Annotated in this window: 19 protein-coding genes and 1 other RNA gene; 8 read left to right on the top strand and 12 right to left on the bottom strand. The window is 43.7% G+C overall.

Features of this window, described 5'->3' with window-relative positions:
- Positions 1–66 precede the first annotated feature (66 nt).
- From RDK53_RS04565 to RDK53_RS04555, 3 genes are all read left to right on the top strand, one after another.
- Entirely contained in the window at positions 67–1,593 is a 1,527-nt protein-coding gene (locus tag RDK53_RS04565) for a DASS family sodium-coupled anion symporter (protein WP_308513496.1), read from the top strand.
- An 87-nt stretch (positions 1,594–1,680) separates the two neighbouring features.
- Positions 1,681–2,634 carry a DMT family transporter gene (locus tag RDK53_RS04560; protein ID WP_308513495.1) on the top strand — a complete coding sequence of 318 codons (954 nt, stop codon included), beginning with the start codon at positions 1,681–1,683 and terminating at the stop codon, positions 2,632–2,634.
- Between the two features lie 22 nt (positions 2,635–2,656).
- The gene (locus RDK53_RS04555; RefSeq protein ID WP_308513494.1) at positions 2,657–2,902 is read left to right on the top strand and encodes a type II toxin-antitoxin system RelB/DinJ family antitoxin; all 246 of its coding nucleotides are present in this window, start codon (positions 2,657–2,659) and stop codon (positions 2,900–2,902) included.
- A gap of 124 nt (positions 2,903–3,026) precedes the next feature.
- Here the strand turns inward: RDK53_RS04555 and RDK53_RS04550 are convergent, their stop codons facing one another.
- The 3 genes from RDK53_RS04550 to RDK53_RS04540 are packed head-to-tail and all read right to left on the bottom strand — an operon-like array spanning position 3,027 to position 5,589.
- Positions 3,027–4,535 carry a sodium:solute symporter family protein gene (locus RDK53_RS04550; protein ID WP_308513493.1) on the bottom strand — a complete coding sequence of 503 codons (1,509 nt, stop codon included), beginning with the start codon at positions 4,533–4,535 and terminating at the stop codon, positions 3,027–3,029.
- A 9-nt stretch (positions 4,536–4,544) separates the two neighbouring features.
- Positions 4,545–4,805 carry a hypothetical protein gene (locus tag RDK53_RS04545; protein ID WP_308513492.1) on the bottom strand — a complete coding sequence of 87 codons (261 nt, stop codon included), beginning with the start codon at positions 4,803–4,805 and terminating at the stop codon, positions 4,545–4,547.
- 16 nt (positions 4,806–4,821) lie between these two features.
- Positions 4,822–5,589 carry a creatininase family protein gene (locus RDK53_RS04540; protein WP_308513491.1) on the bottom strand — a complete coding sequence of 256 codons (768 nt, stop codon included), beginning with the start codon at positions 5,587–5,589 and terminating at the stop codon, positions 4,822–4,824.
- Between the two features lie 233 nt (positions 5,590–5,822).
- Between RDK53_RS04540 and RDK53_RS04535 the strand changes: the two genes are divergently transcribed.
- Complete coding sequence (locus RDK53_RS04535; RefSeq protein ID WP_308513490.1) at positions 5,823–6,065, top strand: DUF4372 domain-containing protein; 243 nt, start codon at positions 5,823–5,825, stop codon at positions 6,063–6,065.
- A gap of 865 nt (positions 6,066–6,930) precedes the next feature.
- On the opposite strand, the gene RDK53_RS04530 is transcribed toward RDK53_RS04535, so the two are convergent.
- Entirely contained in the window at positions 6,931–8,202 is a 1,272-nt protein-coding gene (locus tag RDK53_RS04530) for a glycosyltransferase (protein ID WP_308513489.1), read from the bottom strand.
- Entirely contained in the window at positions 8,183–9,301 is a 1,119-nt protein-coding gene (locus tag RDK53_RS04525; RefSeq protein ID WP_308513488.1) for a glycosyltransferase family A protein, read from the bottom strand. Before RDK53_RS04525 ends, RDK53_RS04530 begins: the two co-directional genes overlap by 20 nt.
- A gap of 268 nt (positions 9,302–9,569) precedes the next feature.
- On the opposite strand from RDK53_RS04525, the gene RDK53_RS04520 reads away from it, so the two are divergent.
- The 4 genes from RDK53_RS04520 to RDK53_RS04505 are packed head-to-tail and all read left to right on the top strand — an operon-like array spanning position 9,570 to position 13,416.
- On the top strand, positions 9,570–10,523 hold the full coding sequence (locus RDK53_RS04520; RefSeq protein ID WP_277041564.1) for a Gfo/Idh/MocA family protein: 954 nt from the start codon (positions 9,570–9,572) through the stop codon (positions 10,521–10,523).
- Positions 10,520–11,647: a DegT/DnrJ/EryC1/StrS aminotransferase family protein gene (locus RDK53_RS04515; protein ID WP_066591009.1), complete on the top strand. Its 1,128-nt coding sequence runs from the start codon at positions 10,520–10,522 to the stop codon at positions 11,645–11,647. The genes RDK53_RS04520 and RDK53_RS04515 overlap by 4 nt, the downstream gene beginning before the upstream one ends.
- 1 nt (position 11,648) lies before the next feature.
- Positions 11,649–12,227, top strand: coding sequence for an acyltransferase (locus RDK53_RS04510; RefSeq protein ID WP_066591011.1), 579 nt, complete (start codon positions 11,649–11,651; stop codon positions 12,225–12,227).
- The gene (locus RDK53_RS04505) at positions 12,217–13,416 is read left to right on the top strand and encodes a nucleotide sugar dehydrogenase (RefSeq protein ID WP_308513487.1); all 1,200 of its coding nucleotides are present in this window, start codon (positions 12,217–12,219) and stop codon (positions 13,414–13,416) included. The genes RDK53_RS04510 and RDK53_RS04505 overlap by 11 nt, the downstream gene beginning before the upstream one ends.
- Before the next feature lie 462 nt (positions 13,417–13,878).
- Here RDK53_RS04505 and RDK53_RS04500 read toward each other — a convergent pair whose 3' ends face one another.
- From RDK53_RS04500 to RDK53_RS04470, 7 genes are all read right to left on the bottom strand, one after another.
- The gene (locus tag RDK53_RS04500) at positions 13,879–15,051 is read right to left on the bottom strand and encodes an IS630 family transposase (RefSeq protein ID WP_308513486.1); all 1,173 of its coding nucleotides are present in this window, start codon (positions 15,049–15,051) and stop codon (positions 13,879–13,881) included.
- A 293-nt stretch (positions 15,052–15,344) separates the two neighbouring features.
- On the bottom strand, positions 15,345–15,911 hold the full coding sequence (gene fic / locus RDK53_RS04495; RefSeq protein ID WP_374041561.1) for a protein adenylyltransferase Fic: 567 nt from the start codon (positions 15,909–15,911) through the stop codon (positions 15,345–15,347).
- 318 nt (positions 15,912–16,229) lie between these two features.
- Positions 16,230–16,595, bottom strand: a transfer-messenger RNA (tmRNA) gene (gene ssrA, locus RDK53_RS04490).
- Between the two features lie 51 nt (positions 16,596–16,646).
- Positions 16,647–22,091, bottom strand: a complete 5,445-nt coding sequence (locus tag RDK53_RS04485; RefSeq protein ID WP_308513485.1) for a DUF748 domain-containing protein — start codon at positions 22,089–22,091, stop codon at positions 16,647–16,649.
- Between the two features lie 50 nt (positions 22,092–22,141).
- Positions 22,142–22,792, bottom strand: coding sequence for an HAD-IA family hydrolase (locus RDK53_RS04480; protein ID WP_277030331.1), 651 nt, complete (start codon positions 22,790–22,792; stop codon positions 22,142–22,144).
- Between the two features lie 44 nt (positions 22,793–22,836).
- The gene (locus tag RDK53_RS04475; protein WP_084081398.1) at positions 22,837–23,478 is read right to left on the bottom strand and encodes an OmpA family protein; all 642 of its coding nucleotides are present in this window, start codon (positions 23,476–23,478) and stop codon (positions 22,837–22,839) included.
- A 594-nt stretch (positions 23,479–24,072) separates the two neighbouring features.
- Positions 24,073–24,360, bottom strand: a complete 288-nt coding sequence (locus tag RDK53_RS04470; protein ID WP_308513484.1) for a HigA family addiction module antitoxin — start codon at positions 24,358–24,360, stop codon at positions 24,073–24,075.
- Positions 24,361–24,395 lie beyond the last annotated feature (35 nt).

The raw sequence follows: 24,395 nt of genomic DNA, 5'->3' as shown, positions 1-24,395 counted from the left end.
CATTAAGTTTCGTGTTGTTCAGAAACTTAACTGAATTTCTTGCCTCATTTTAAATCAGGAGCTCCTATGGAGAATACGACACAAATGGGAACCTTTTCGAGAAATTCGAAAAGATTCGCCCTTATATTTGCGCCGCTTCTTGCCCTGTTGTTGTACTTCGTGTTGCCTGACTCCTACGTTGACGGAGCAGGTAAGGTAGTCACAATTACCCATTCAGCAAAAGCATGTTTAGCCATTCTCTTGTGGATGGCTCTTTGGTGGTTTACCGAAACAGTTCCTATTGCTGTAACGGCTCTTCTGCCAATCATTCTTTATCCTTTGTGCGACGTTACCACACTGGCTAAAACCTTAATTCCCTATGCTTCCGACACTATCTACCTCTTCTTAGGCGGCTTCCTTTTGGCTGCCGGTATTCAGCGTTGGGGTCTGGATAAGCGTATTGCGCTTAACACCATGCGTATTGTCGGTACCTCTCCGGGTGCCATCGTCGCCGGTGTTATGCTCTCCACCGCCTTTATTTCCATGTGGGTTTCCAACACGGCAACTGCTGCGATGATGGTTCCTATCGCCATGGCCGTCATGAGCGTAATTCGTCAAGCTTCTGATTCTCCTACCATTACTAAAGACGAAAAGAACTTCGGTATTTGTATCCTCTTAGCCGTTGCGTACGGAGCTTCCATCGGCGGTATGGGTACTATCATCGGTTCTCCTCCGAACGGTATCTTTGTTCGCTTCGTTACACAGACATACGGCATGGAAGTGACCATTGTCGAGTGGATGAAAGTCGGCATGCCAATCGTTCTTATCCTCCTGCCCTTAGCCTGGCTTCTCCTGACAAAGGTTTTGTTCAAAACCCAAATCCAAGAAATTGCCGGTGGTAAGAAGTGGATTGCTCATGAGCTCGAAAGGCTCGGCAAGCTTTCCGCGGGGGAAAAGGCTGTATTGGTTGTGTTTGTAATCACCGTTATTTTGTGGTGCTTCGGTTCTCCGATCCGCTCCTTTACTCTTGAAGACGGCACTCGTCCGTTCAAACAGGTCAGCGATGCCGTTATTGCGATGGCTGCAGGCGTATCTCTCTTCTGTATTCCGACGAACTTCAAGCGTGGCGAAAGAGTTTTGGACTGGGAACACTGCGAAAATATTCCTTGGGACGTGCTGATCCTCTTCGGCGGCGGCTTGTCCATGGCAGCAGCCATTCAGTCTACGGGCGCAGCTTCTCTTATCGCTGCTCAAGCAACTGCTTTCGTCGGATTGCCGGTATGGCTCGTTCTCTTCGGTGTCTGTACTCTGGTTGTGTTTGCTACGGAATTTACCAGCAATACAGCATTGGCCGCGACTATGCTTCCGCTTTTGGCAGCAGCAGCTCCTGTTCTCGGTGTACCGGTTGAACAAGTTCTTCTCGTTACCACCATCGGTGCTTCCGCTGCATTCATGATGCCGGTTGCCACTCCGCCGAATGCCATTATTTTCGGTACCGGCCGTATCCAGATTGGTGAAATGATTAGAGCAGGTTTCTGGCTGAACGTTATCTCTATTATTGTGATCAGTTTGGTCTGTATTGTCCTCGGCGATGTTTTCAAGCTGCCGGTGTAATCCTTTAAGCAAAACTTTAAGAAACGGCCTCTGATGCGAGTAGGATCAGAGGCCGTAACTATTTCTTCCGTCAATTTCGAATAAAAAATGCAGTCCCTCTGGATGCTTGTAGCGGGCGTTTTTTACGCGCTCTATGGCGTATTCATTAAGTTAGCCGGTGAATGTTCTATCAATTCTTGGCAGATTCTTTTTTACCGATCTGTTTTCGGCGTAGTTGTCTTTTATATCCTGATGAGAGCCAAAGGTATACGAGTGACGACGACTCATCCGGTTGAGCATATTATTCGTTCATTGGCAGGGACAGCTTCAATTCTTGCCGGCATCTATTCCATGATGCATTTAAATCTTGGTCTGGCGATGACGCTGAACTTTACGGCTCCTTTGTTCTTAGGGGCGGGCGTAGTCGGATTTTCTTTGTTCAGACACCAAAGCATTAATTGGGGCTTGATTGCCTCTTTGGTGACCGGCTTTTTGGGTGTTGTCATCATGCTTGGACCAACGATTGGCCCACATGAGTATTTTGCGGCGTGTGTAGGTTTATTCGCAGGGTTGTGTACTGCAACGGCATCCGGGTTCGTTAAACGTTTAGGCGTGCTTATGGAGCCGGAAACGAGGATTATTTTCTATCTGGTTTCAATGGGGGCGGTCGCCGGTACCGTGGGCGTTGTGATGACTGGCGGATTTTCTGCTTGGACTTGGACCAGCGCTATCTACATTCTCGCATTGTGCTTATGCGCCAATCTCGGACAGTTGTGCTTGACAATGGCTTTCAGCCGAGGAAATCTTGTTTTGTCCAGTTCATTGCAGTATTCCGTGATTCTGTTTTCCACTATCTTCGGCGAAATTTTGTTTGCCGAACCTGTGACCCTTCCGGTTGTCGTCGGCATGATCATTATTGTGGCTTCGGGAATTTTTGCTAGTTATCTCGTCCGCAAAATTTCACCTAAAAAGAAAGCTGCGGCATCCTCTACAACAAACGGTGCAGCTTCTGTGCAGACCATTGTGAAAGCCTCGACAGAGAACAGTGGAAACCGTGCGTGAGCACACAAAGGATGAGCGGTAAATGGCAGATGTTCTGATCTCCTTTGAAGTTTCAAAAGAAACATTGGATTCAGCAAAATCCGTATTGAAAACAAATGGAATGACTGTTGAGGAACTTTGTCAACAAGTTTTGACTTACATAGCCGAAACAGAAGAAATTCCTTTTCAAAAAATCAGAGCCAGTGAAGAGGATGATGAGCTTGTCTCTGTTGCCAGTAAACGGCTTCAGGAGACAGGAGCAATTCGTGTCAAGCTTGAAGACCTCTAAAGGCAAAAGAAGATGAGAAAGCAATTTGTTTATTTGCTCTCTCATTTGCTTAAGTAATATTTTTATTCTGCAGAGTGTGCGGTAAGTAGAATTTACCGTACGCTCTGCATGGAAGAGTTTTGTCTTAATCAGCTACAAGATTGCCCGGGACGGTTTGTTTCTCCGGTTCATCTTCTTCAGTGAAGAAGTTGTTAAGAGAATCAACTACGGAAGCAGTATGAGCCTGCGGCTTGGTAACGAGAGAAACTCCAATGAAGATGGCTAGAGAAATCATCATGGACCAGAAAGCACCTGATAAACCAAATGGAGCGATCTTGAAGATGAAGGTCATGCTGATCATGCAGACTTCACCAATGATGATTGATGCTAAAGCAGCTTCTTTAGTTGCTCGCTTCCAATAAAGGCCGCCGATAACTGTTGGAACCAAGACAGCAACGCCGCCGTTGGATAGAACCAACAAGTCTGCCAGAGCGGTAGGGCGAGTTAATGCGAAGACGACGGATGCAAGACCGATAATCAGCACACCGACTTTAGCTGCGTTATAGAGAGTCTTTTCATCGGAATTTTTGTTGATGTATTTCTTGTAGATGTCCGTAGCTACCATCGTGGAAGTTGCATGAAGCTGAGAGTCGCCGGTCGACATAGCAGCCGCCAAAGCACCGCTGATGATGAGGGCTGCAAAGACAGCCGGTGTGTATTTAAGCAGTAATTCCGGGAAAATCGTGTCAGGAGCGGCAATATCCGGCATTAACAAACGGCCAATCATTCCAACGCATGGCGTAAATACATAAATCATCGTCAGATAGATTGAAGAAAATACCGCCGACCATTTCATGACATTCAGACTCTTTCCTGCAAAGAAACGCAATGTGACTTGCGGGAACATCATCATGCCGAATGTAATTACCACCCAGCGTGAAACCCAGTCTTGCGGTGTAACCACACCATTTGGTCCGGGCATCGTAAACAATTCCGGTGTATGAGCGTAAGCGGATTGGTAGGCATCCGCGACAGACGGGAAGTTGGCGAGGATTACCCAAAGAGAACCGCCAAGTAAGCCGGCAAACATGAAGACACCTTGGGCAGCATCGGTAATTGCCACGCCTTTCATTCCTCCCAGCCATACCAAAGCAATCATCAGAGCGAAGAAGATGAGAGCACCGACGGTGTAGCTCAGCATACCTCCGGAGATTGTTTGGAAAATATAGCTGCAGCCGATGGCCTGAATAGCCACGTATGGAATGGTGAATACCATGGTGATCAAGGTTACCAGCAGCCCAATAGTTTTAGATTGATAGACGTCAGAGGCATAGTCGGAGATGGAAAGATAGCCGTAACGCTTTCCGAGATACCAAAATCTGCGGCCCCAAACCCAGAAGAGCACACCCGGGAGAACTGTCCATAAACCGTTGCACCACCAGCCGATACCGTTTTTATAAGCAAATCCGCCGGCGCCCATGAAGGCATAAGCACTGTGGTAAGTGGCCGAGAAGGTTAGGGTGAGGATGAAGATTCCAAGTCCTCCTCCGGTGGCGAAGTCTTTAATGTTTTTCTTGTCTTGCTTTGATGCGTAGAGCGCGATGCCAAGAAGCACCGCTAGATAGACAACAAGAATAACTAAACCTACATTCATGATTGGCTCCTACAGCTCCGGTCGGGCGACTTGTTCGATTGGACGGTTGTCCTGACGGCAGTTCCAAGCTTTAAGTTTCCAGGCTGCCACGACAAAATTGGCAATCATGACCAGGAACCAAAATTCCAGCCATAAATACATGGTTGGCCAGCCAAAGGTTAAAGGATGAACAGTGCAGTAATCATTGACCCAAAAGACGATAGGCGGATTGACCATCAACACGCTCACAAACAAAATGGCGTAAAAGAGTTTGTGTCCTAGGCTTTTCATGGTGCCTCCCGGATTATCAGTTCTGCATATCTTTGACTACCTTGACCAGGTTTTCAACTAAGTGGTCATGGTAGATTTGCCCGCGTTCGGCATCAGCTTTGCTTGGTTTGCCTGTGCACCCGCCGGACTTTTCCGCGGCTGCTTTTGCATGTTCTAAAGTGCTTGGAACATAGCAAAGCGTGTCGTGTTCATAAGTTGGATCAACCGAGTAAAGCGGAGTATCTTTAATCGGATTATCAACGGCTTTTTCAAGATGAACTAAGTCAGGATAGCGGGCCATCATATGGGAGGTTTCAATTTCTTCTGCATGACCAACGGGCCCGAATCCGAGTTTCTTCACAATGTCTTTGCTCATGTAGGCCGGATCAAAAATTTTGACGGTGCAGCCGAGTTCTGACTGAGCTTTTTGTGCGCAAAGCTGCATCCATACAACGTTGACAATACGGTGGCCGTTGATAAGGATAATTTTGTTTAAGCCGTGGGCTACTAAGGATTTGATGATGTCGTAAGTCAGTTCGGAGAGCACCTCCGGTCTGATTGTAAGTGTGCCGGGAAGCACCATATGGTGAGGGCTCCAGCCAAACCAAACCGGAGGTGTGAGAACGGCGCCTGTTTTTTCAGCGGCTTCTTCGCCAATTGTCATCGCAACGTAAGTATCGGTTCCGACAGGTAGATGATAGCTGTGTTGTTCAACACTTCCGATTGGGACGATTGCCACGCCTTTACTTTGTTTGATGGCTTCTTTGGCTTCTTCCCAGCTTTTTGTTTGCAGCCAGACGCTCATGTTTTTCTCCATTAATGGGATTGGTAGGATAAAAAAATTGTAGGAATTAATTATTCATAAATTCAAAATGGCAACATAGGAAAACCCTAACTTATTGACGGAAAAAGGATTTAATTCACTAGTGTCTAAAATAAATTTTCGCTGGTTTCTCTGAAAGCGAAAATTCCATAAGCAAACATGCCGGTCTCCTGATAACGTAGATTTTGAACCAAATACTTCAGAAAGGAGCCGGCATGCAGAGAGCAACAATCTATGTTTGCGCAACTTGTCCTTCATTGAACTGTAGGTTGGAATTTAATAATTTAGTTCAAAAACACGCTTCAGATCGTGGAGCTAAAGGCTTAACAAGCTGGAGTCAGTTTATAGCGATGCCTTTTGCTACCTTCTTATTGTCCAATCAGAAACTTGATGTTTCGGGGCAATGGCTGAACAAGACAATTTGCTTGCCGAAACCTCTTGAAGTACTGTTTCTTTGAACTCCTTAGAGTATTTCAAAGATCGTTTGTCCATATTTCTTTCCTTTAATTTCTTTCGGGAAAGTATTATGACAACTTATGAAAGCGGTAAGACAGCTTGACAGTCAGATAGTCGAACGCAATCCTCGAATGCTTCTAATGGCTGTCCTTAAAGACCAAAACGCAATCTCAGATAAGGAAAACTCTTTGAAGAGAGAGCTAGAGGAGTCCGACGTACAATTTTCTCGGAGAACTGATGAGATTAGAAATGGTACAGGGAGAGAACTGCTGATTTTATGTGGACAGAATTGACTGGATGATGGAATTTTTATTACAGCGTCAGACAGTCAAAGACAATGGGAAATATAAATCGGCTCCGCGAGCTTTGTACTTGGCAAGCAGCGTCTATTACATGCACAACAGAGACCAGATACGTACATTTCTTGAAGATGCCAGAATATGCTCTCATACCAATGATGTTGAGAGGTCTCAGATCATTAATAATCCTCCGAAAGAATGCCGGCTTTGCCCAGTCCATCAAGGGAATAGAAGTGTTGTGTGGTCTTCAGGGCATTTAGGAAACCGGCAAACTCTATGGAATCGATGACATCGCAGGTTGGTTAATTGAATATGCTAAAAAACTTGCTGTCTACTGCAAGAGTAAAGCGTGGACGGAAGATGTTGAAAAAAGTAACGTAGTGGACAACTCTAGTCAACAATTACGGGTGGACTGGGAAAGACGATGAAAAAACTTGACTTCGGCTTTAACTATACAAGGTCTTTCCTCTGAAACTACCATTCTAAAAGAACTCGTAATTAAGATAACGCCCCTAATTTAGTAGGGGCTTGCCACTCGATAGTGTGTTTACATTTATTCGTAGGAAGATCAATCTTGTCGTTTGATATTCTTATCCTTAATGATTGAATACAGCCATTTTGCTATTCTTTTGGAGAAAGAATATCTGTAGCTGTCTTTAGGCGCAAAATTAAGAAAAAAACTTAGACAGTTGTCATAGCGTGAAATCTTTTTTTGATCATAGGCAGAAATTTGGATTTCTTTAATGTTAACTTTGGGTTGATAATTAGTTTCCGTTTGAAAGGAAACAAAGCTTTCCCAAAGTTCTATAAAACTATCGTTTCGTTGAGGTTTGGCTACACGAGCCTCTTCTATTTTGTGAATTAAGCTCATTAGTCCTTGAATGTGGCTTAGGTTGGAGGCGAGGTATGAACGATAGGCTTCTGAAGTTTTTTGAGAACAATCGTGTCTTTCAGTTTCGTTCGTTAAAAGTCTTAAAATTTCTTGACTAGCTTTCTCTACATGATGTCGGGGCACAGAAATGCAGCCTTTGTTATTTTTAATAAGTTCTAAGTAAGGCATTTCATACAGAACAGTTGGTACGCCATAACTCATAGCCTCAGAAAGAACCATGGGGAAGCATTCAAATGTTGACGTCATAAGATGAATGTCGGCGTACTTGAAACACTTGTCGGCCGAGGTTAAGAAGCCTTCATAAATGATTCGTTGTTCCAAATCATTATCTGAGATAAATTGCCGAACATATTTTTCTTCTAAGGGAGTTTCTCCCTTACCAATTATGTGACAAGTAACATCAGGTAAAGTCGAGCAGATGTTTTTAAATATCTCCATGGCTTCTATGTAGTTTTTCTGAATATTCTCTAGTCTTCCAATCCAAATAATGTGCTTCTTGTTCTTATCGAAGGAGGAGGGACGAGGTTCCAAATCGGAAGCTCCTTTTGCGCAAATTGGAGGAAAAAGTGGATTTGGTATTAAAAAAGAAGGAATTTCATAAGCAGAGAAAAGATCGCGTTCGACAGAAGTTAAAGTAATTAAGGCATCGACGGTTTTAAAGTAACTAGAGTATTTCCCCCAATGAGGGCTAAATAAAGAGATGGTTGAGGGCGCAAAATTATGACAAGTTACGATAAATGCAGAACCACAAGACCTAACGACGAGGTTGTCAAAAAACAAAGTAGGGGAGCACGGGGCGTGATATATGATGAGGTCTATTTTATTGTGCTGTAAGGCGCGAAAAAGTCCTTGTGCACGTCCATTCTGGAATTCTTTAGGAAGGCAGATCCTTTTAACTTCCGAAGGTAGGAAGTACTCCTGCTTCTTATCAATAATCTCTGTAATCAAAAAAAATTTCGAAACCGTTCTCTATTAATAGCGGAATTTGGTGGAAGATAACTTTTTCAGTGCCGCCATTAAAGTAGCGATGATAAAAGATCCCTACTCTTTTTATTTTCTTTGGTTTGCCTTCAAAGATTCTGCTTTCGGAAATTTTTTCTGCAAGTTCGAGTTGGTTTGTTTGATATCGTCGGATTAATTGTTCAATAACTTCTTTTATTAATGACGGATTGAGAAGAAGTAAATCAAAAGCACTATTTGAATCAGGATATTGGACGAGGTCGAACCGGCTAATGGTGGCATCAATAAGGCGGAAGCTCAATGCAGATAACATAGCTTCGTATTTTGAAAGTTGTTGTTCTTTGGTCAGAAAATCTCGGAGGTAATTTGGAATAAAGAGTATCTTAGCTTGTTCTTTAAATTTGTCGAGATTTGTTTCAGAAGTGGAGATGCCTGAGCCGATCCTATAACTGTATAGGGGTTCAGTTTTGATGGACTTGAAGGTTGAGGAAAAATAAGAAATAAGAAACAGCTGATAACAATCAGTTCCGCAACAAAGAAAAGGTTCTTCAAGAAATGGGAGTGTTTTGTGGACCGTAGCCGTGCGATAGATTTTGTCAGCCATTCCCCAGCCAATTTGAGCTTTGTTGTAAATTGCGTCCAATATCAGATATGGAGAATGAATAGAACCTTGCCATTCTTTTCTAAAATTCAAATAATTTTTAATTTTTTCTGGAGTTGCTCCGAAACACTCCATGTCAAAACGAAGTATATCCACGTCATGATGGTTAGCTAACTTAACTTCAATTTCAAGAACTCTATTAAACGGCAGCTTATCATCAGCATCCAGACAGATGCACCATTTTCCCGTAGCGAGGGCGAAAGCTCTTTTTCGAGTTACTAAGGTTCCGGCTGGTTTCTGATGTATGACGACAAACCTTTTGTCGACCGCGGCGAAAGCATCGCAAATGGCACCGCTTTTGTCATCGCTGCCGTCGTCTATAACGATAAACTCTGCTGCTTGATGTGTTTGTTCATGGAGAGTTTTTAAGCAAGCTTCTAAATATATCTCACTGTTATGAACCGGAACAATAACTGAAATATCCATAATATTTGTAATAAGAAAGATGATTTCTGATATGTTAGAGCTCGAAGATAAAAAAATTTTCTTTACGCCCTAAATTACGTGCAAATACTTAAGTTTCCCATATGCAGGACTTGTTAAACTAACTCCTGCACGATCAGTAAAGTGTCTTAATATTCAAAATTCATCAATTAAAATCTGCCTCTTCTAGGTGCTATGAGAAAAACTGTTCTCTGGGAAAATTTCCGATTAAGTTGGTTAAGCCCAGCCGGAGGCTTGGAAAAGGACAAACATGGCAAGCAATGAGTTTATATTAGTTGGAGCCGCAGGTTATATTGCTCCCAGGCATATGGCAGCAATTCAGTCTACAGGAAGTGAGCTTATTTATGCATGCGATACTTCAGATAGTGTAGGGGTTTTGGATCGTTACTTTCCTAATTGCAAATTTGTTTTATCGATGGAAGAGCTTGATAAGGCATTACAGGATCCTACCCTTTGTAACGTCAAAAATAGTTCTCTTGGATCGCGTTTTTTAACTATCTGTACACCTAATTATCTTCATGTTCCTCATATTTCATTTGGATTGTCCCATGGATTCAATGTGATTTGCGAAAAGCCTCTTGCGCTGACAACTAACGATTTGCTGGAGATAGAACGGTTGGAGAGAAAGTATGCACGTAAAGTCTATTGCATTCTCCAGCTTCGTCTTCATCCGCACATCCAAGAATTAAAGAAGAAATTAGATGGGCAATTTGCAGACGAGGAACTAAAGGAGAAGCTCAAGGTTTCTCTTAAATATGTTACCTCCAGGGGACCCTGGTATAAAAAAAGTTGGAAATATGATGTAAGAAAAGCCGGGGGAATAGAAACTAATATAGGAATTCACTTCTTCGATATGCTCATTGAGCTCTTCGGCTTTCCGTCTTCTTACTCTATCGGGGAGAAAACGTCCGAAAGATTGCAGGGTTCGTTGATAACGCCTCGGGCGGAAGTTGATTTTTTTCTAAGCATTAAAAAAGAGGATCTTCCGGAGAAAACCAGAGAAGCCGGAGAAGTTTCTTATAGAGAAATGACGTTAAATGGTCATTCTGTGGACTTCACAAAAGGTTTTACAGACTTGCATACGAAAAGCTATGAAGAAATACTTGCAGGGCGCGGTTTCGGCTTGGAAGATGCTTGGGCAACGGTAAGTTTATGTGAAAGTATCCGTCTTGGTCATAATCTTGGGGAAATTTACGAAAAATGAATGTCCCCATATTTCGACCTGAGTGCGTATGTCACGGAGTGTCTGAAAAATTTAGACAACGTCTTGACAGTCTCATTTCTCGAGGAGCTTTTATACGAGGAGAGGAGGTGCATGAGTTAGAAAATACTCTCACGAACTATCTCGAAACTTATTCGGTACTGACAACGGCAAATGGGACGGATGCTCTAATGGCATCCTTGATGGCCCTAGATTTGAAGCCGGGGGATGAAGTTATCACGCCGGCATTTGGTTTTCCTGCAGCGGTTGAAATGATGTGCATCCTTAACATTAGACCAGTTCTTATTGATGTTAATTGGAACACATGCAATATGGAGCCAGCACTTTTAGCTGGCGCTTTATCTTCGAGGACAAAGGCGATACTTCCAATTCATCTATTTGGCTCGGCAGCTTCGATGAATGAAATTATGCAGTTTGCTGAGGCGAATGACTTGCCTGTGATCGAGGATGCAGCACAATCTTTCGGCAGTGAATGTTTCGTTGGAGGGAAAAGAAAAAAATTGGGGACGATAGGCGATCTTGGATGTACTTCGTTCTTTCCAACGAAAAATCTAGGATGCTGGGGCGATGGAGGGGCTATTTTTGTCAACAGAGAGGAAGATGAATTGGTTCTTAAAATTCGTCGTATTTTGAGTCACGGTCAGAGTAGAAAATATTTTCATGATGAAATTGGATTCAACTCTCGTCTTGACACTATTCAAGCATTGGTTTTGCTTCAGAATATGTCCACTCTAAATGCTGCATTCACAAAAAGAAAGGAGATCGCCCAACGTTACCTGTCGGAATTTCAAAAAATCTCAGAAATCGAATTGCTTTTAGATAGCGGAGGATTGGAAGTTCTTAACTTGTTCACAATAAAGGTTGACCAAAAACAGAGGGATGCTCTCAAAGATTACTTATTGTCTCATGGAATCAGCGCTCGGGTTTATTACCCGCAGGCAATTCATCGTCAATCGGCATATTCTTCTTTTATTAGAAAGGGCTCGGATCTGCATGTTTCTGAACAATTAGCTAATGTTGTTTTGTCGCTTCCATGTTTTCCTTCAATGACAGAGCTTGAACAGGAGAAAGTGATAGATACTGTCAAACATTTTTTTAGGTGTTAATGTGGCCTATGTAAAAATTCATCCTTCATCAGTTGTAGATAGGGGAGCAGAGATCGGGGAGGGGACTGTTATTTGGCATTTCTGTCATATATCAACAGGTTCAAAAATTGGTACGAACTGTTCATTAGGACAAAATGTCTTCGTGGCCCCAAATGTAAAAGTTGGCAATGGAGTAAAAATTCAGAACAATGTTTCACTTTTTTCGGGAGTTGAAATAGAAGACAATGTTTTTTTGGGTCCTTCTTGTGTTTTTACCAATATTCTTATCCCTCGTTCTGAGATTAATCGGAAACATGAGTTTAAAAAGACTCTTATCAAAACTGGAGCCTCGATAGGTGCGAATGCCGTAATTTTGTGTAATAACGAAATCGGGCGATATGCTCTTGTGGGTGCCGGTTCTGTAGTAACAAGATCTGTTAAAGATTTTGAGCTTGTTGCCGGAAATCCTGCCCGGCATAGAGGATGGGTAGATCGATTCGGCAATAAATTAGAATTTGATAATAACGGCTGGGCAAACTATCCAGATTGCACTCATAAGTATTTCTTAAAAGATAATTCAGTAGAAGAATATGCGAACTGAAGAGTTGATGTTAAAGACTAAGTGTTCTCCCAAAATAGCTGTAATAGGTTGTGGTTATGTTGGTCTTCCTTTGTTCATCGAATTTTCAAAAGTTTTAGATGACGTTGTGGGTTTCGATGTTGATCAGGGAAGAATAACAGCGTTACGGGGGGGGGTAGACTGTAATAGTGAGTTTGGTGACAAAATTCTTTTGAACCTGACTGGACGGCTAGAGTCAGATGTGAGTGAGCTTATGGATAGGGACGTTTATATCATTACTGTTCCGACTCCGGTGAATGAGAATAATAAGCCAGATTTGTCTTGTCTTTTATCTGCAACTAGGTTAGTCGGTGAAGTGATGAAAACCGGAACCTGCGTTGTTTATGAGTCAACGGTATATCCCGGATGCATTAGAGAAGTTTGTCTTCCTTTGTTAGAGCAGGTCTCGGGATTAAAAGTCGGAAGTGATTTTCTTCTTGGGTTTTCACCTGAACGGATCAACCCCGGAGATAAGCAGCATACGCTATCTACCATCGTAAAGGTAGTTTCGGGCATTGACGAAAAAAGTCTTGTCAACATATCAAATCTCTACAAATTAATTGTTCGGGATGTATGTCTTTCATCATCAATAGAGGTAGCCGAAGCGGCTAAGCTGTTGGAAAATATTCAAAGGGATGTCAATATAGCCCTAATGAACGAGATATGGTCTTGCTTAACAAGACTGGATATTTCAACAGACGAAGTACTTCGTGTCGCTTCAACAAAATGGAACTTTATAAAATTTCATCCGGGGTTAGTTGGTGGACATTGTATAGCTGTTGATCCCTATTATCTAATAGAGAAAGCACAAGAGAAAGGTATTGTTCTTCCTTTAGTAAAACAGGCTCGCGTTACTAACGAAAGTATCATTTTCTCTCTCTATCGGAGAATTTTGCAAATTCTCCAATTTCCCTATGAAGGTAAAAGAGTTTTGATAAAAGGACTCTCCTTTAAACCGAACGTTACAGATTTGAGGAACAGTAAAGTTCCGGCTTTAAAAATTCTCCTTGAAGAAGTAGGGGTTCTAGTTGACGTTTACGATCCTCTAGTTTCTCGTGAACAAGCAAAAGAAGCTTTCAATATTGATCTATCGAGAATTGAAGAAGTATCTTCAGTTGATTATAACCTCGTCGTTTCTCCGTACGACCTGTCAATTACGACTAACCCATAAAAGACTTGATAAAAGGCCAAAAGCCAAAAAGTATAGGTATGCAACAATCTAATATGAATCACTAATGTCCAAAGTAAAATTGTAAGGTTCCCATGACTGTGATGAAGAGTTTTTGATGAAGGTGACAATAGGCTCATCAATCATTCACAAAGAATCTGCCATGAGCCAACCAGACTGTACTCTTCGCTTTCCCTCTACGACCATTGAGGCAGATCCCTGAGCCTTCAGCACTGCCATCGGTTGAAGAGTCCGTAATTCAACCAGATTTCTAGGGTTAGAATTGAAGGAGACAAAAACACCAATTTCGGCCGTTTAAGTGTCTCAAAAAAGGTGTGTTCATTTTGAGGGTAATTTACGTAGTCGCATAACATGCATTGAAAAAGGTGAATACTCAATAGCTTCAGAAATAAAATTTAAGCCGTTTTCGTTTGCTAGTACATGATTCTAAAAATTCGTTATCAATTACGTAAAGGCGTGCTCAATATCTTCTAGATTCCACTTCCACCTGTACACAATGGGATCATTGTTGATGTGTTCAAGCCATCTGGTTATATGTTCAGTCAGCTCCTCCTTTGACTTAACTCTAAGCCCTTTCAAACAGGTTCGAGCCATTTTCCCAAAGAAGGCCTCTACAAGGTTGAGCCACGAGGCGTGTTTGGGCGTAAATGTAAATTTAAATCTGTTGGGAACGGTCGCTAAATAAGCTAATGTTTCTTTCGAACGGTGAGCTGAATGATTATCTAGTATGATATTAATGGTTTGAGCCTCAGGATAACGGGCGTCCATGGCCTTGAGGAAATCTATAAAATCCGATGATTTGTGAGATTCTTTAACCAGTCCATGCACCGTTCCGGTAATTAAGTCTATCCCTGCCAATAATGAGATTGTGCCGTGTCTAACGTATTCATAGTCTCGGCGAACAAAGCCATTATTTTTATGTGGACTGCGGTCCGGATGCAAATTTTCAATGGCCTGAATTCCCGACTTTTCGTCGTAAGAAATAAAAACCTCAGAACTCAAGAGTTCGCACTGCTCAGCGTGTCCATATCTTTTCGATAATTGCGTTATCCATTCGATTCTTTTATAGAGCAACAGAACCTTCTGAGCTTTATATTCAAATTCTTGGTCTTTCTTTTCAAGGTAGTATCTGATGTTATGCGGCTTTAATTCATTGGCATTTAACAAATACCAGATCGTTGAATCGGCGACAGTACGTAAACGGGGAAAGTTCATTTGTTCGCAGTGCTCCCGGACGTATTGAGACAATGCCGAATTTGACCATAGCTGCATGACCGGGCCGTCCGGTAAATCTTTAGGGTTAGTGCAGGCCAATCCCAAAATCCAAGCGCGCTCTTCTCGGCTGAGCTCTTTAGGGCGTCCGCTGCGTGCCGCATCACTAAGAGCTGCGTCGAGACCGGCTGAGGAAAAACGTTTAATAATTTTATTGACGACAGGACGGGTCACTTTCAGTTCTTCGCTAATTTGGGTGTTGCTCTTGCCTTCTGCGGCTAAAAAAATCATTTGAGCCCTCTGGTAGGCTCTGAGTTCCTGTTTGCGGGAAGAAAGAATTTCACTCAAAGTTTTCCTGTCCAAGTCGCTTAGGGAGGGAACGTACTTTCGTCTTCTGCCAGCCATAAATAAACTCCATATTTATGACCAATTATAATCCATCGCCTAAAATAGATAACAGATTTTTAGAATTATGTATTAGATTAGCAATTTCTCCGCAATCCAAACGGCACTCCTTTCTTTTCTCCTCTTCAACTCGCTCTCTCCAGTAAGACTGTCCGTCATCTCCAATTAGCCGTTCAATATCAAGGTTCAACTTCTTTGACTCAAGATAGAGTTCAAGAATGCCTTTAGATAATCCTTTGAAAAAGTAAACAACGCTTAATGCCTGATGAACTGCTATATTCTGTTTATTCTCCTTACGGTTCTTCGTAATAATAAGATTGCTCGATTCCTTTAAAAATCATTTCCCGATCTTCCACATCTTCAGTTAACGCCTGTTGAAGAAGGAACCGAAGTTCCAAGTCATTAATCGGGCTTCGTTCCATCGCTTGAAGATAAAGTGTTTTATCAACCTTCTGCCAATCAACAACTTTTCCCAGACGCTTTTTCAAAATTTGGTCAAGCCATATGCGGGTTGATCGACCATTTCCCTCCATGAAGGGATGAGCAACATTCATTTCTACATACTTTGAAACTATCTCTTCAAATGACCCTTCCGGCATTGTTTCGATCTTTGACAAAGCTTCTACAAGGTACAAAGCATTAGCAAACCTGAACCCACCTTTAGAAATGTTCTGTTGTCTCACCTCTCCGGCAAAGTCGTATAGGCCTTCAAACAGATATTTATGGATCTCTTGCAAACCTTTGAAGGTTCCTACTTCTATTGTTTTTATTGCGCCCGTAGAAAACAGCAATTTAGCTTTCTCGAGACTGTTTCTATCAATTTCTCTCACGTAAATCCTCCAATTGGTGATGAGCCGCACTTTGAATCATTGCAGGAATTGCCGTTTTTAAAGTTTCTCTGGCTTCTTCTGCTATTTTCTTGCCTCTTCTGCACAGTGATACAAAGAAACGATCGCCTTTTACGTCTCGATCGGGGGAAGGGGGATTTTCACTCGGTACATGTCCTCGAAAGTGAAGCTTTCTCTGACACTTCTCCATGAATTAAACCTTGCGTAGCGATCAAACTCAGGCCGCTTAAATTACAGGAAAAGGTATTCGGGAAGAAGTCGAGTCCCTTTCTTTACCTTAAAAGTATAAATAAAAAATCCGAGCTTTCTACTCTCGGATTAAATCGGTTCTGGTGGAGGCGGCGAGAATCGAACTCGCGTCCAGAAGTTATCAACAACAGCCTCTACGTGCGTGTCTAATTCATTTTAGTTCTCACTGTTATCTCTGCAAATTAGCGATGCCGGACAACAGCCAGTTGCTGAACTTCGCCAGCTTCGTCACAACTCCAAAACTGACTAGCTTTTATAGTATGTCGCTGCCGCTGCTTTCGCAGCCCGATCTAAAAGCGAACCGGTTGCAGCGTCTCGCCTAATTAAGCGGCGAGAGCGAAACGCTCATCGTTGGCGTTTAATTTTTCGTAAGTGGTTTAGCGAGGGACTCACACCTCGGCACGCGTCCAATCATCTCATGACCCCTGTCGAAACCAGGTCGCCCCCACGTGCTAATATTTCAGTATATTTTATGTGGGGGTATCTGTCAAGTTATTTTTATTGCTGGAGTTCGAGTTTAACGCCAGCAGTATTTCCGGCATTGTCAATGACATCACCGGCCACCACGAACAGACGGTCAGGTTTGATCTTTTCTTTGTTAATCAGATAATTTCTGACGGCTTCTGCTCTTCTTGTTGCTAATTCCTGCAGATCTTGCGTCGGTACTCTGATGTTCTGCATTAAGAAGTCCATCATTTCCTGAGGTTTATCTGTCTTCGGCTTATTCGGAGCATCACTTTCTTTGAAAAGATTCCTAATGGCTTGGTTCATTTGAACCGGCGTCAATTTCTTCGCATCCGTAGAACTTGTACTGTCACGGTAAATTGAGAAGATCATTTGTCTCATTAAGCGTTTTTCTTTGAGACCTTTTTCATCCAGAGCAGTATTGCCGATGCCGGTAATTTGAATCTTGATGCCTGGTCTTTCAGTCATGGCTTTGCCGACAACGGCAAGAGCTTTTTCAGTCTGATCGTTCAAACGGGCTGAGCCGGTTACGAAGACAAGATTATTCAAATCAAGATTTTCTCCTCCGAACATCGAGCCGATAAGAGCAAACGGGGCCGTTACAGCTTTCGTAATTAAGTTGACGATTACCTTGACGATAATGCCGCCAACAGAGAATTCAGGATCATTCAACGAACCAGTGACCGGAAGGTTCAAATCAATTTGCCCGGATCTGTCCTGAAGCAGAGAGACTGCTAAGCCCACCGGCAAAGTTTCTTTTGCTTTCGGGCTGACGGCTCCGAATTCAAGTTTGTTAATTACGATGTTATTGGTGGATGTCAGTTCTCCATTGTCAATTTTATACGCCCCTTTGTATGTCACCTGGCCTTGTTTAATCGGATAGCCGGTAAATTCAACTGAGTAAGGCGAGAGGATCGGCATATTCAGAGAAGTGACCGAACCGTCTAAGTTTAGAGATAACGATTTAGCAAACGGAGCAATGGAGCCTTTCGCACTCATCGGCGTTCCGTTAAGGTTACCGGTGACATCTAGATTAGCCGGTGTTCCTTTAGCAGTCGTAAAGTCTGTGAGACTTCCTTTAAGAGCTGATAAGTGAAGAGTGAATTCAGGTTCCATTGCGCTGTCTTTGTAGAAGACAGATCCATTGTTAATGGATATCTTGTCCAGGGTAATGCTGGGAAGTCCGGACGAAGTGCCTGAGGCTTTAGAATTGCTTGTCTTAATCGTCGCTTTTGCGGAAGACGCTGTTTTCACAGGAGCTTTGCTCTCTGACTTAACCAGAGTCTCGATATTGAATTTGCCCTTGGCACTCTTTGCAATATAGAAAGAAGGAGAAGATAAGGCAATGTTCTTAACGACAAGGGATAGCTTTGAGTCACTTGAGAAATTAATTCCCGTTACTTTTAGATCTTGCCACTTAGCAAAGGGTGTTCCTTGTGCATCCGTCAGGTTAATGGAAGTTGCTTCAGAATTTCCATTGAAGGTAATCTCTGGAGCTGATCCTCCTAATTTCACCGCAACATCACCTTGACTTGTCAATTGACCGTTGACGACGTGGGCATTTGTAAACTGCTTGATATAAGGAGTTAACTCAGCGAGATGGAGTCCTTTAACCGATTCCTTCAGGTTAAGTTTGAACGGAGATAGGTTGAAGGATCCGGATGCATTCAAGCTTCCGCTAAGAGCACCGAAAGATGCTGTAAAGGCTGAGGACGTGCCCGGCTGACTAGACAGTCCCGAAACCGTAGCTGCAAGGTTAGAAATGGTCTTGCTGAAGTTAACGGTCTGATCATTAAATTGAATCTGGCCGTTGGAGACCGTGGTTTTGCCAATATTCCAAGAAACCGCGGGAGCCGGTTCGGCTTTAGCCGCAGTCTTAGGATCGGCGGCGTGTGCGGTTGAGGGCGTGCTCTTAGTCAGCTTGTCAAAATTAAACGTACCGTCGGAGAACCTAATAACGTTCACAGATGGCCCTGCCAGTGCGATATCTCCCAAAGCAACGGAAATATTCTTTCCGCTCTTCACATCGATATTGCTGACATTCAAGGAATTCCACTTAGCGACCTGAACATTGTTAGCATCGGCAACGGCGACGGAAGACGCCCCCGCGCTTCCTGTAAACCCAATGTTAGGGATTGCCTGACTCAAATCAAGAGTAATCTTGCCTTGATTAGAAAGTTTGCCGTCATTAATCTTGGCAGCCACGAAGGGACTGATGTACGGCATTACTTTAGGAATATTCAGATCTTTTGTGGTTTCTTCAATGTTGATTACCAATGGCGTGAGACTTACGTCACCTTTTGCTTCAACATTTCCGTCAAGAACATTCAAATTAGCTTCAAAGTTAGCTTTGCTTCCTTTTTCTCCGTTAAGTGAAGAAACGGTTGCATTGATATTAGAAAGGTTCTGTTGGAATTTAACCGTATTGTCAGTGAAGTTAACTGTTCCGTTTACAACGGAAATCTTATCGAAATTCCAATACCAGCCGGGAGCGGCGTTTTCAGAAGTTTGAGTGTTTGCCTGAGGCTCAGAAGCAAGTTGTTCGGTTGCTTCAGCCGAGGACGCCGGCTGATCGGAAGCAGATGGCGTTCCTGAGTCAGTAGATTGTGCAGCAGGAACTGATTGTCCAACGCTTGTCTTGACGTCGGATTCTGCATTTGATTGAGTTTGCTGAGGAGTCGAGACGACTTCTTCAGCCTTCTGAGCCGCGGTGTCCGCCCGAACATCAGAAGACTGAACCGCAGGCTGATCTGTCTGAGGAGCCGGGCCCGCAGCCTGAGGTTCTGCAGAAACCTTTGGTCCAGCTTCAGCGGCCTGAGGGGCTGGCAGCGCAGAGCTGTTCGATTCTGTGGTTTCCGCAGCTGCCGACGCTGTCGGAGAAGTTTCTGCCTTTGCCTCGGCAGGTTCAAGTCCAGTTGGGGCCACCGCTTCAGTAGTATTAGGTGCCTCTGAAACTTTTGAAGTCCCTTCCGCTGCCGCAGGGTCAGCCTTATCCGTTGTTTGAGCTGAAGCAGGACTCAACAGATAGTTAACAAGGTTTACAGCGGCAGAAGTGCTAGTCACGGAGCCGTGTGATGCCTGAACCGATGCAATTCTGGCATATGAAGGAGTTGCCTCAAGCTGAGAAAGCGGTGTGACAGTTTCTCTTATTTCTCCCGGCGGAATAAACGTTGCTCCGGGAACAACCGTTTCTTGTGCCGGTTCGGAAGGCGTTGCTGCAGGTGTCTTAGGAGCCGGCTGAACCGGCTGCTGCGTTTGAACGGAAGAAGAGGTTCCCGGTAGAGCAGACTGCGGAATGTACTCGATTGTTTCTCTTATGACGTTGCTCTGAGGAGCGGGGACCGCGGATTCTGCCGCACTAACAACAGGATGCGTCGGAGCTGTCTGCTTGGACACAGCCTTCGGAGCGGGTTTGGGCTCTTTCTTAGGTGAAGTCTTTACGGCAGGTTTTGGAGCCGATTTAATTGTTTTGTTTTGAACTGCAGAGTGGTCGGTCTTTGCGGCAGCTTCTGCTTTTTGTGTTGCCGGTTGGGTCGATGTGGCAGAGTCAGCTGCAGCAGGTTCCTTAGCTGTCGGGACGGAAGTTTTACTCTTCACAGGTTCCGCTGCCTTTGTATCCTGCTTGGTTTCGGTCTTGGCTACATCATTGGAAGCAGGCTTAGGTTCCGCATCGGAAATAGCTTTTTGCTGGTCTTCAGGACTTGCTTTTTCGTCAGCTTTGACAGCAGGTTCTGCCTTTTCTTGCGCTTCCGGTGTGGCTTTAGGAGTAGGTTGAGTTCCACCGGATTCATTACCGACAATAGCCGAGGTTTCGGTCTTTTCTGCCTCAGAAGTTGGCTTAGTCTCCGGTTTGCTTTCCGGCTTTGCGGTATTCTCGGAAGCTGGTTTAGCTGTTAGATCGGAAGTAGGTGTTTCGTCAGCTTTTGCTGCTGGCTCTGCCTTCTCATTTGCATTGGCAGAAGCAGGAGAAGTTGCAGTTTCTGCAGTTTGTTTTGCTGTAGAAACGTCAGCAGCTTTCATTGGGGCTGCAGCAACAGGTTTATCTTCCGGCTTAGCTTCAGTCTTGATGGTATCTGCGGCCTGGGTATCGGACTTATCTTGGGAAATCTTCGTTTCTGACTGAGCAGCAGGCTCCGGTTTTTGTTTTGTTCCTTCGAAAGCAGCTTCAACATTTTCTTTAGTTTGAACTTTAGCTTCCGAAGTTGGTTTTGATGCTTCGGCGGCCTTTGCAGCAGGGGCTGTTTCATTATTCTCGGTTGCTGCCGCAGAAGCCGTGGATTCCGGTTTAGCTTCAGCCGTGACAGCCTCTTCGGCAGAAACCTTGGATTCGGGCTTATCAGTTTGGGCAGAAGTTGTTTCTTGGGCTTCTTTCGCTGTTTCTTCGGTTGCGGCAGGAGCCTGATCTTGAGATTTAGCCTTGGAAGAATCATCTTCCTTGATAATGTTCTGAGCCAAAATCGCGAGATTTAATCCGTCGGTATTTCTTGTCACGACAACGTCAGGATCCGTAACTCTGATTTCGCCGAAATCGAGACGTTGGGCAAAAAGCGCAAATTCTTTCAGATTTGCATCAATCCTCTTAACCTTCAAGACGTCATACGGTTTATTGACATCGTCCTGAACAACAAGATTATTGATTGTGATTTGACCCTTGAGACGCAAATGCTTAACTTCATGGATCTTGGCGTCTTCATTCGCAAAAGCTAAGTTAAGTTTTGCATCTGCCGTGCCGCCGACGATGTGAGCATTCAGCGGAACTGGGTTAAAGGAAGCGGCATTGGAAAGATTCAGCGACTTCAGCTCAAAATCAACCCCCGTCTTCTTCGAAATCGAGAAGGGAAGGCTCTGAGCATCAATAGATAAAGGTTCGCCGTCAAATCTAAGAGACAGTTTCGGAGTAATCGGATTTTCCGCCTGAGTCTCAAAGTTAGAAATCAAAGGAAGCGCGAATTGAAGATCCGTTATCTCGTCTACTTTTCCTCTGAATTTATCGTCAAGTTTGACGCCGGAATTAATAATCTCGAAGTTGTCAATACTGAACTTCTGAGGACTTTTGTCCTTGTCCTCTTCTTTTGGCTCTTCGGGCTGATTAACAAACTTATCAATAATGTCCGAGAAATTAAATGTTGCTAATCCGGTGCGAACGATGTTGGCTTGAAGCTGGTCAACTTTGAAATGCTGAACCAGAGGAGCAAGCTTGAAAAGTGAGGTCCATTTCAGCTTTGTATCGATTTCTTTGATGTGGAGAAGGGCGTCAGGGGTACCTGATTTCTGAACATTCAGTCCTTTGACGTTTAAATGCAGAGTAAACGGATTAAATTCCACTTTCTCCGTTGTGACCTCACGATCAAGCAAAGGATCAACGTATTTTTTGAGTGCCCAGTTAGTGCTCGCTGGGATGGCCCAGAAACCGCCGGCTGCATAAACCAAAACTAAGCCGGCTGCTATACCCCCGGTAATATACAGTTTCTTGCCCATGACAACCCCTTATTATTTTTCTAACAAAAGATTGTCTTAAGTATGGCAAATTAGGGGATCTGAAAACGAATTAGCTCGCTCGGATTGCGCATGATTAAATCGGCTCCCCACTCTTCAATCGGATAGGTTTTTCCGAGATATCCCCATTGGGCCGCAATGCTAAAGCACTCAGCAGAGTTGGCTGCCGTAATATCGCGTTTATCGTCGCCGCAATAAATACCCTTGGTGATGTCTTTACCGACTTTTTCTGTCGCGTAAATCAAGGGCAGAGGAGAGGGTTTTCTTTCCGGAAGCGTGTCTCCGCACACGACCACATGAGGATGGATTCTCAATGCCTCGATAAGCGGATAAGTAAAACGTTCATGTTTGTTGGTAACAACACCCCAAACGATCGAATTATCGTCAAACCAGTTCAAAACTTCTTGCACTCCGGGGAAGAGGCCGCTGTGGTCAGCTAAATGATCCTGGTAGTAATCTAAAAACTCCTTGACTATCTCTTCATAACCCGGAGAGCCTGGATCCATGTCAAAGGCGGCTTTAATCAAACCTCTGGCTCCGCTGGAGGCGGTCACCTTGAGTTTATCGTAGGGGACGGGAGGGAGGTTTCTTACCAGACGTAAATGATTGGCCGCTGCTGCAAGGTCAGGAGCAGAATCAACCAACGTACCGTCAAAGTCAAAAAGAAAGATTTCTGGAGTCATAAAAATAAAGGGACCCGGAGGTCCCTGTACGCATTAGTTATGCATTACTTTGCTGGACGTGTACCAACAACTTCGATAACAGCGCGGCGGTTAGGCTGCAAGCAGTTGATCAACTGTTGGAATGTCTTGATTTCGCCAGCCTTGGATGGGTTCGGGCAATCAACAACCGGATCAGCCTGACCTTTACCTTCAGCGTGGATGCGGGCAGCTGGAACACCGTTTTCAGCCAAGAAAGCCTTAACAGCGTTAGCACGGCGATCAGAGAGCTTCAAGTTGTAAGCAGCACCGCCGATACGGTCAGCATAGCCGTTGATCATAACAACGTCGAGGTTCAAACCAGCCATACGGCTTGTGAGTTCCTTGAGCATTGCCTTGCCTTCAGGTTTAAGAACAGCTTTGTCGAAAGCGAAGAGTGTGTCAGCAGAAAGGACAACTTTTTCAGCGCCGGCTTCACATTTGATGATGTCTGTATCGCAGTCGCAGTTCTGGCCGAGAGCGCCCTGAGCTTCAGCAAGAGCAGGTGTCCAGTAACCAGTGCGAACGCACAAACCGTAGGCTGTCTTCAATGTCTTGCCAGCGGCCTGAACGTAAGGATTTGCAGGCGCATCAGCTGAACAAACTACGCCGGAAGCAGCCATTGCGAGGGAAGCAATAAGCATTCCGATTTTTGTCTTTGTATTCATCATTTTCCTCTTTGATGCAGATAAAACAACATGATACGGCATTTTTATAGGGAACGGCCGTAATCAATATCGAGTGTACCAAACGGCGCACTAAATTAGCCGCCCATAGTATCTCACACTCACTATTTTGCCACGACATAGCGTTTCTTTCCGAGAGTCGTGCCTCCGTTCCGTGAATTTCGAAAATTACTGTTGTTTCTAAACAACAGTAAAATTTTTCCATCCAAAACATCTTGTTTGTAATTGTGTACTAACGAAACATTTTGGATCTGCCTCGACCTCCAAAACGGGCAACGCTTGAGAAGCACCTATGCCGAAAACAAAAGAGTCAGCACTTTTTTTGATGCCAACTAACGGAAACGGATTGTAACGCTTTTGGAAATTAAAAGTAGCAATTATGTTTGTTGGCAAATAGGAAGAAAAGTGATATTAGAGTCTTAATTCCTTGAATAGGAAGAAGATTCTTTTACAAAGAGCGGTTGTTGTGCCTAGTAAAGTTTTGCTTCCGAAAAACTGTTTCAAAACTCTTATTGCGAATAATTCTCACTTTATAAAAATGCCCGAATTGACGGAATTCGATTCAATATTTGAAATCATTTAGGCGTCATAAGGCCGAATCTTTTCTATCTCTTCTTCCAATTTCTCTTTTGCTTTTTGAATGTCGTAGATCATTTGAGCTTGCAGCCAAAATGAGTCATCAAGTCGAAAGAATTTGGAAAGCCTTAAGCCTGTGTCTATAGAGATAGCTCTTTTGCCTTGAATAATCTCGCTGATTCTTGTTTGACTGATTTTTGTCTCTTTAGCTAATCGGTAAGCCGTGATTTTGAGCGGATCTAAGAAAGACTGCTTCAAAATAATTCCTGGGTGAACAATTCGACCATTCATAAATACTTACTCATAACGATACTATCGCAAGACGA

This window comes from uncultured Turicimonas sp. (genome assembly GCF_902477955.1).
In the GTDB taxonomy this organism is placed as follows: Bacteria; Pseudomonadota; Gammaproteobacteria; order Burkholderiales; family Burkholderiaceae_F; genus Turicimonas.
Note: the sequence above shows the minus strand (reverse complement) of the source record. Positions and strands in the feature narration are given on the sequence as shown.

Bases quoted from the DNA above. Each gene is read 5' to 3' on its own strand.
- RDK53_RS04565 (WP_308513496.1), top strand. From the start codon at position 67: ATGGAGAATACGACACAAATGGGAACCTTTTCGAGAAATTCGAAAAGA.
- RDK53_RS04560 (WP_308513495.1), top strand. From the start codon at position 1,681: ATGCAGTCCCTCTGGATGCTTGTAGCGGGCGTTTTTTACGCGCTCTAT.
- RDK53_RS04555 (WP_308513494.1), top strand. From the start codon at position 2,657: ATGGCAGATGTTCTGATCTCCTTTGAAGTTTCAAAAGAAACATTGGAT.
- RDK53_RS04550 (WP_308513493.1), bottom strand. From the start codon at position 4,535: ATGAATGTAGGTTTAGTTATTCTTGTTGTCTATCTAGCGGTGCTTCTT.
- RDK53_RS04545 (WP_308513492.1), bottom strand. From the start codon at position 4,805: ATGAAAAGCCTAGGACACAAACTCTTTTACGCCATTTTGTTTGTGAGC.
- RDK53_RS04540 (WP_308513491.1), bottom strand. From the start codon at position 5,589: ATGAGCGTCTGGCTGCAAACAAAAAGCTGGGAAGAAGCCAAAGAAGCC.
- RDK53_RS04535 (WP_308513490.1), top strand. From the start codon at position 5,823: ATGCAGAGAGCAACAATCTATGTTTGCGCAACTTGTCCTTCATTGAAC.
- RDK53_RS04525 (WP_308513488.1), bottom strand. From the start codon at position 9,301: ATGGATATTTCAGTTATTGTTCCGGTTCATAACAGTGAGATATATTTA.
- RDK53_RS04520 (WP_277041564.1), top strand. From the start codon at position 9,570: ATGGCAAGCAATGAGTTTATATTAGTTGGAGCCGCAGGTTATATTGCT.
- RDK53_RS04515 (WP_066591009.1), top strand. From the start codon at position 10,520: ATGAATGTCCCCATATTTCGACCTGAGTGCGTATGTCACGGAGTGTCT.
- RDK53_RS04505 (WP_308513487.1), top strand. From the start codon at position 12,217: ATGCGAACTGAAGAGTTGATGTTAAAGACTAAGTGTTCTCCCAAAATA.
- RDK53_RS04500 (WP_308513486.1), bottom strand. From the start codon at position 15,051: ATGGCTGGCAGAAGACGAAAGTACGTTCCCTCCCTAAGCGACTTGGAC.
- RDK53_RS04485 (WP_308513485.1), bottom strand. From the start codon at position 22,091: ATGGGCAAGAAACTGTATATTACCGGGGGTATAGCAGCCGGCTTAGTT.
- RDK53_RS04480 (WP_277030331.1), bottom strand. From the start codon at position 22,792: ATGACTCCAGAAATCTTTCTTTTTGACTTTGACGGTACGTTGGTTGAT.
- RDK53_RS04475 (WP_084081398.1), bottom strand. From the start codon at position 23,478: ATGATGAATACAAAGACAAAAATCGGAATGCTTATTGCTTCCCTCGCA.
- RDK53_RS04470 (WP_308513484.1), bottom strand. From the start codon at position 24,360: ATGAATGGTCGAATTGTTCACCCAGGAATTATTTTGAAGCAGTCTTTC.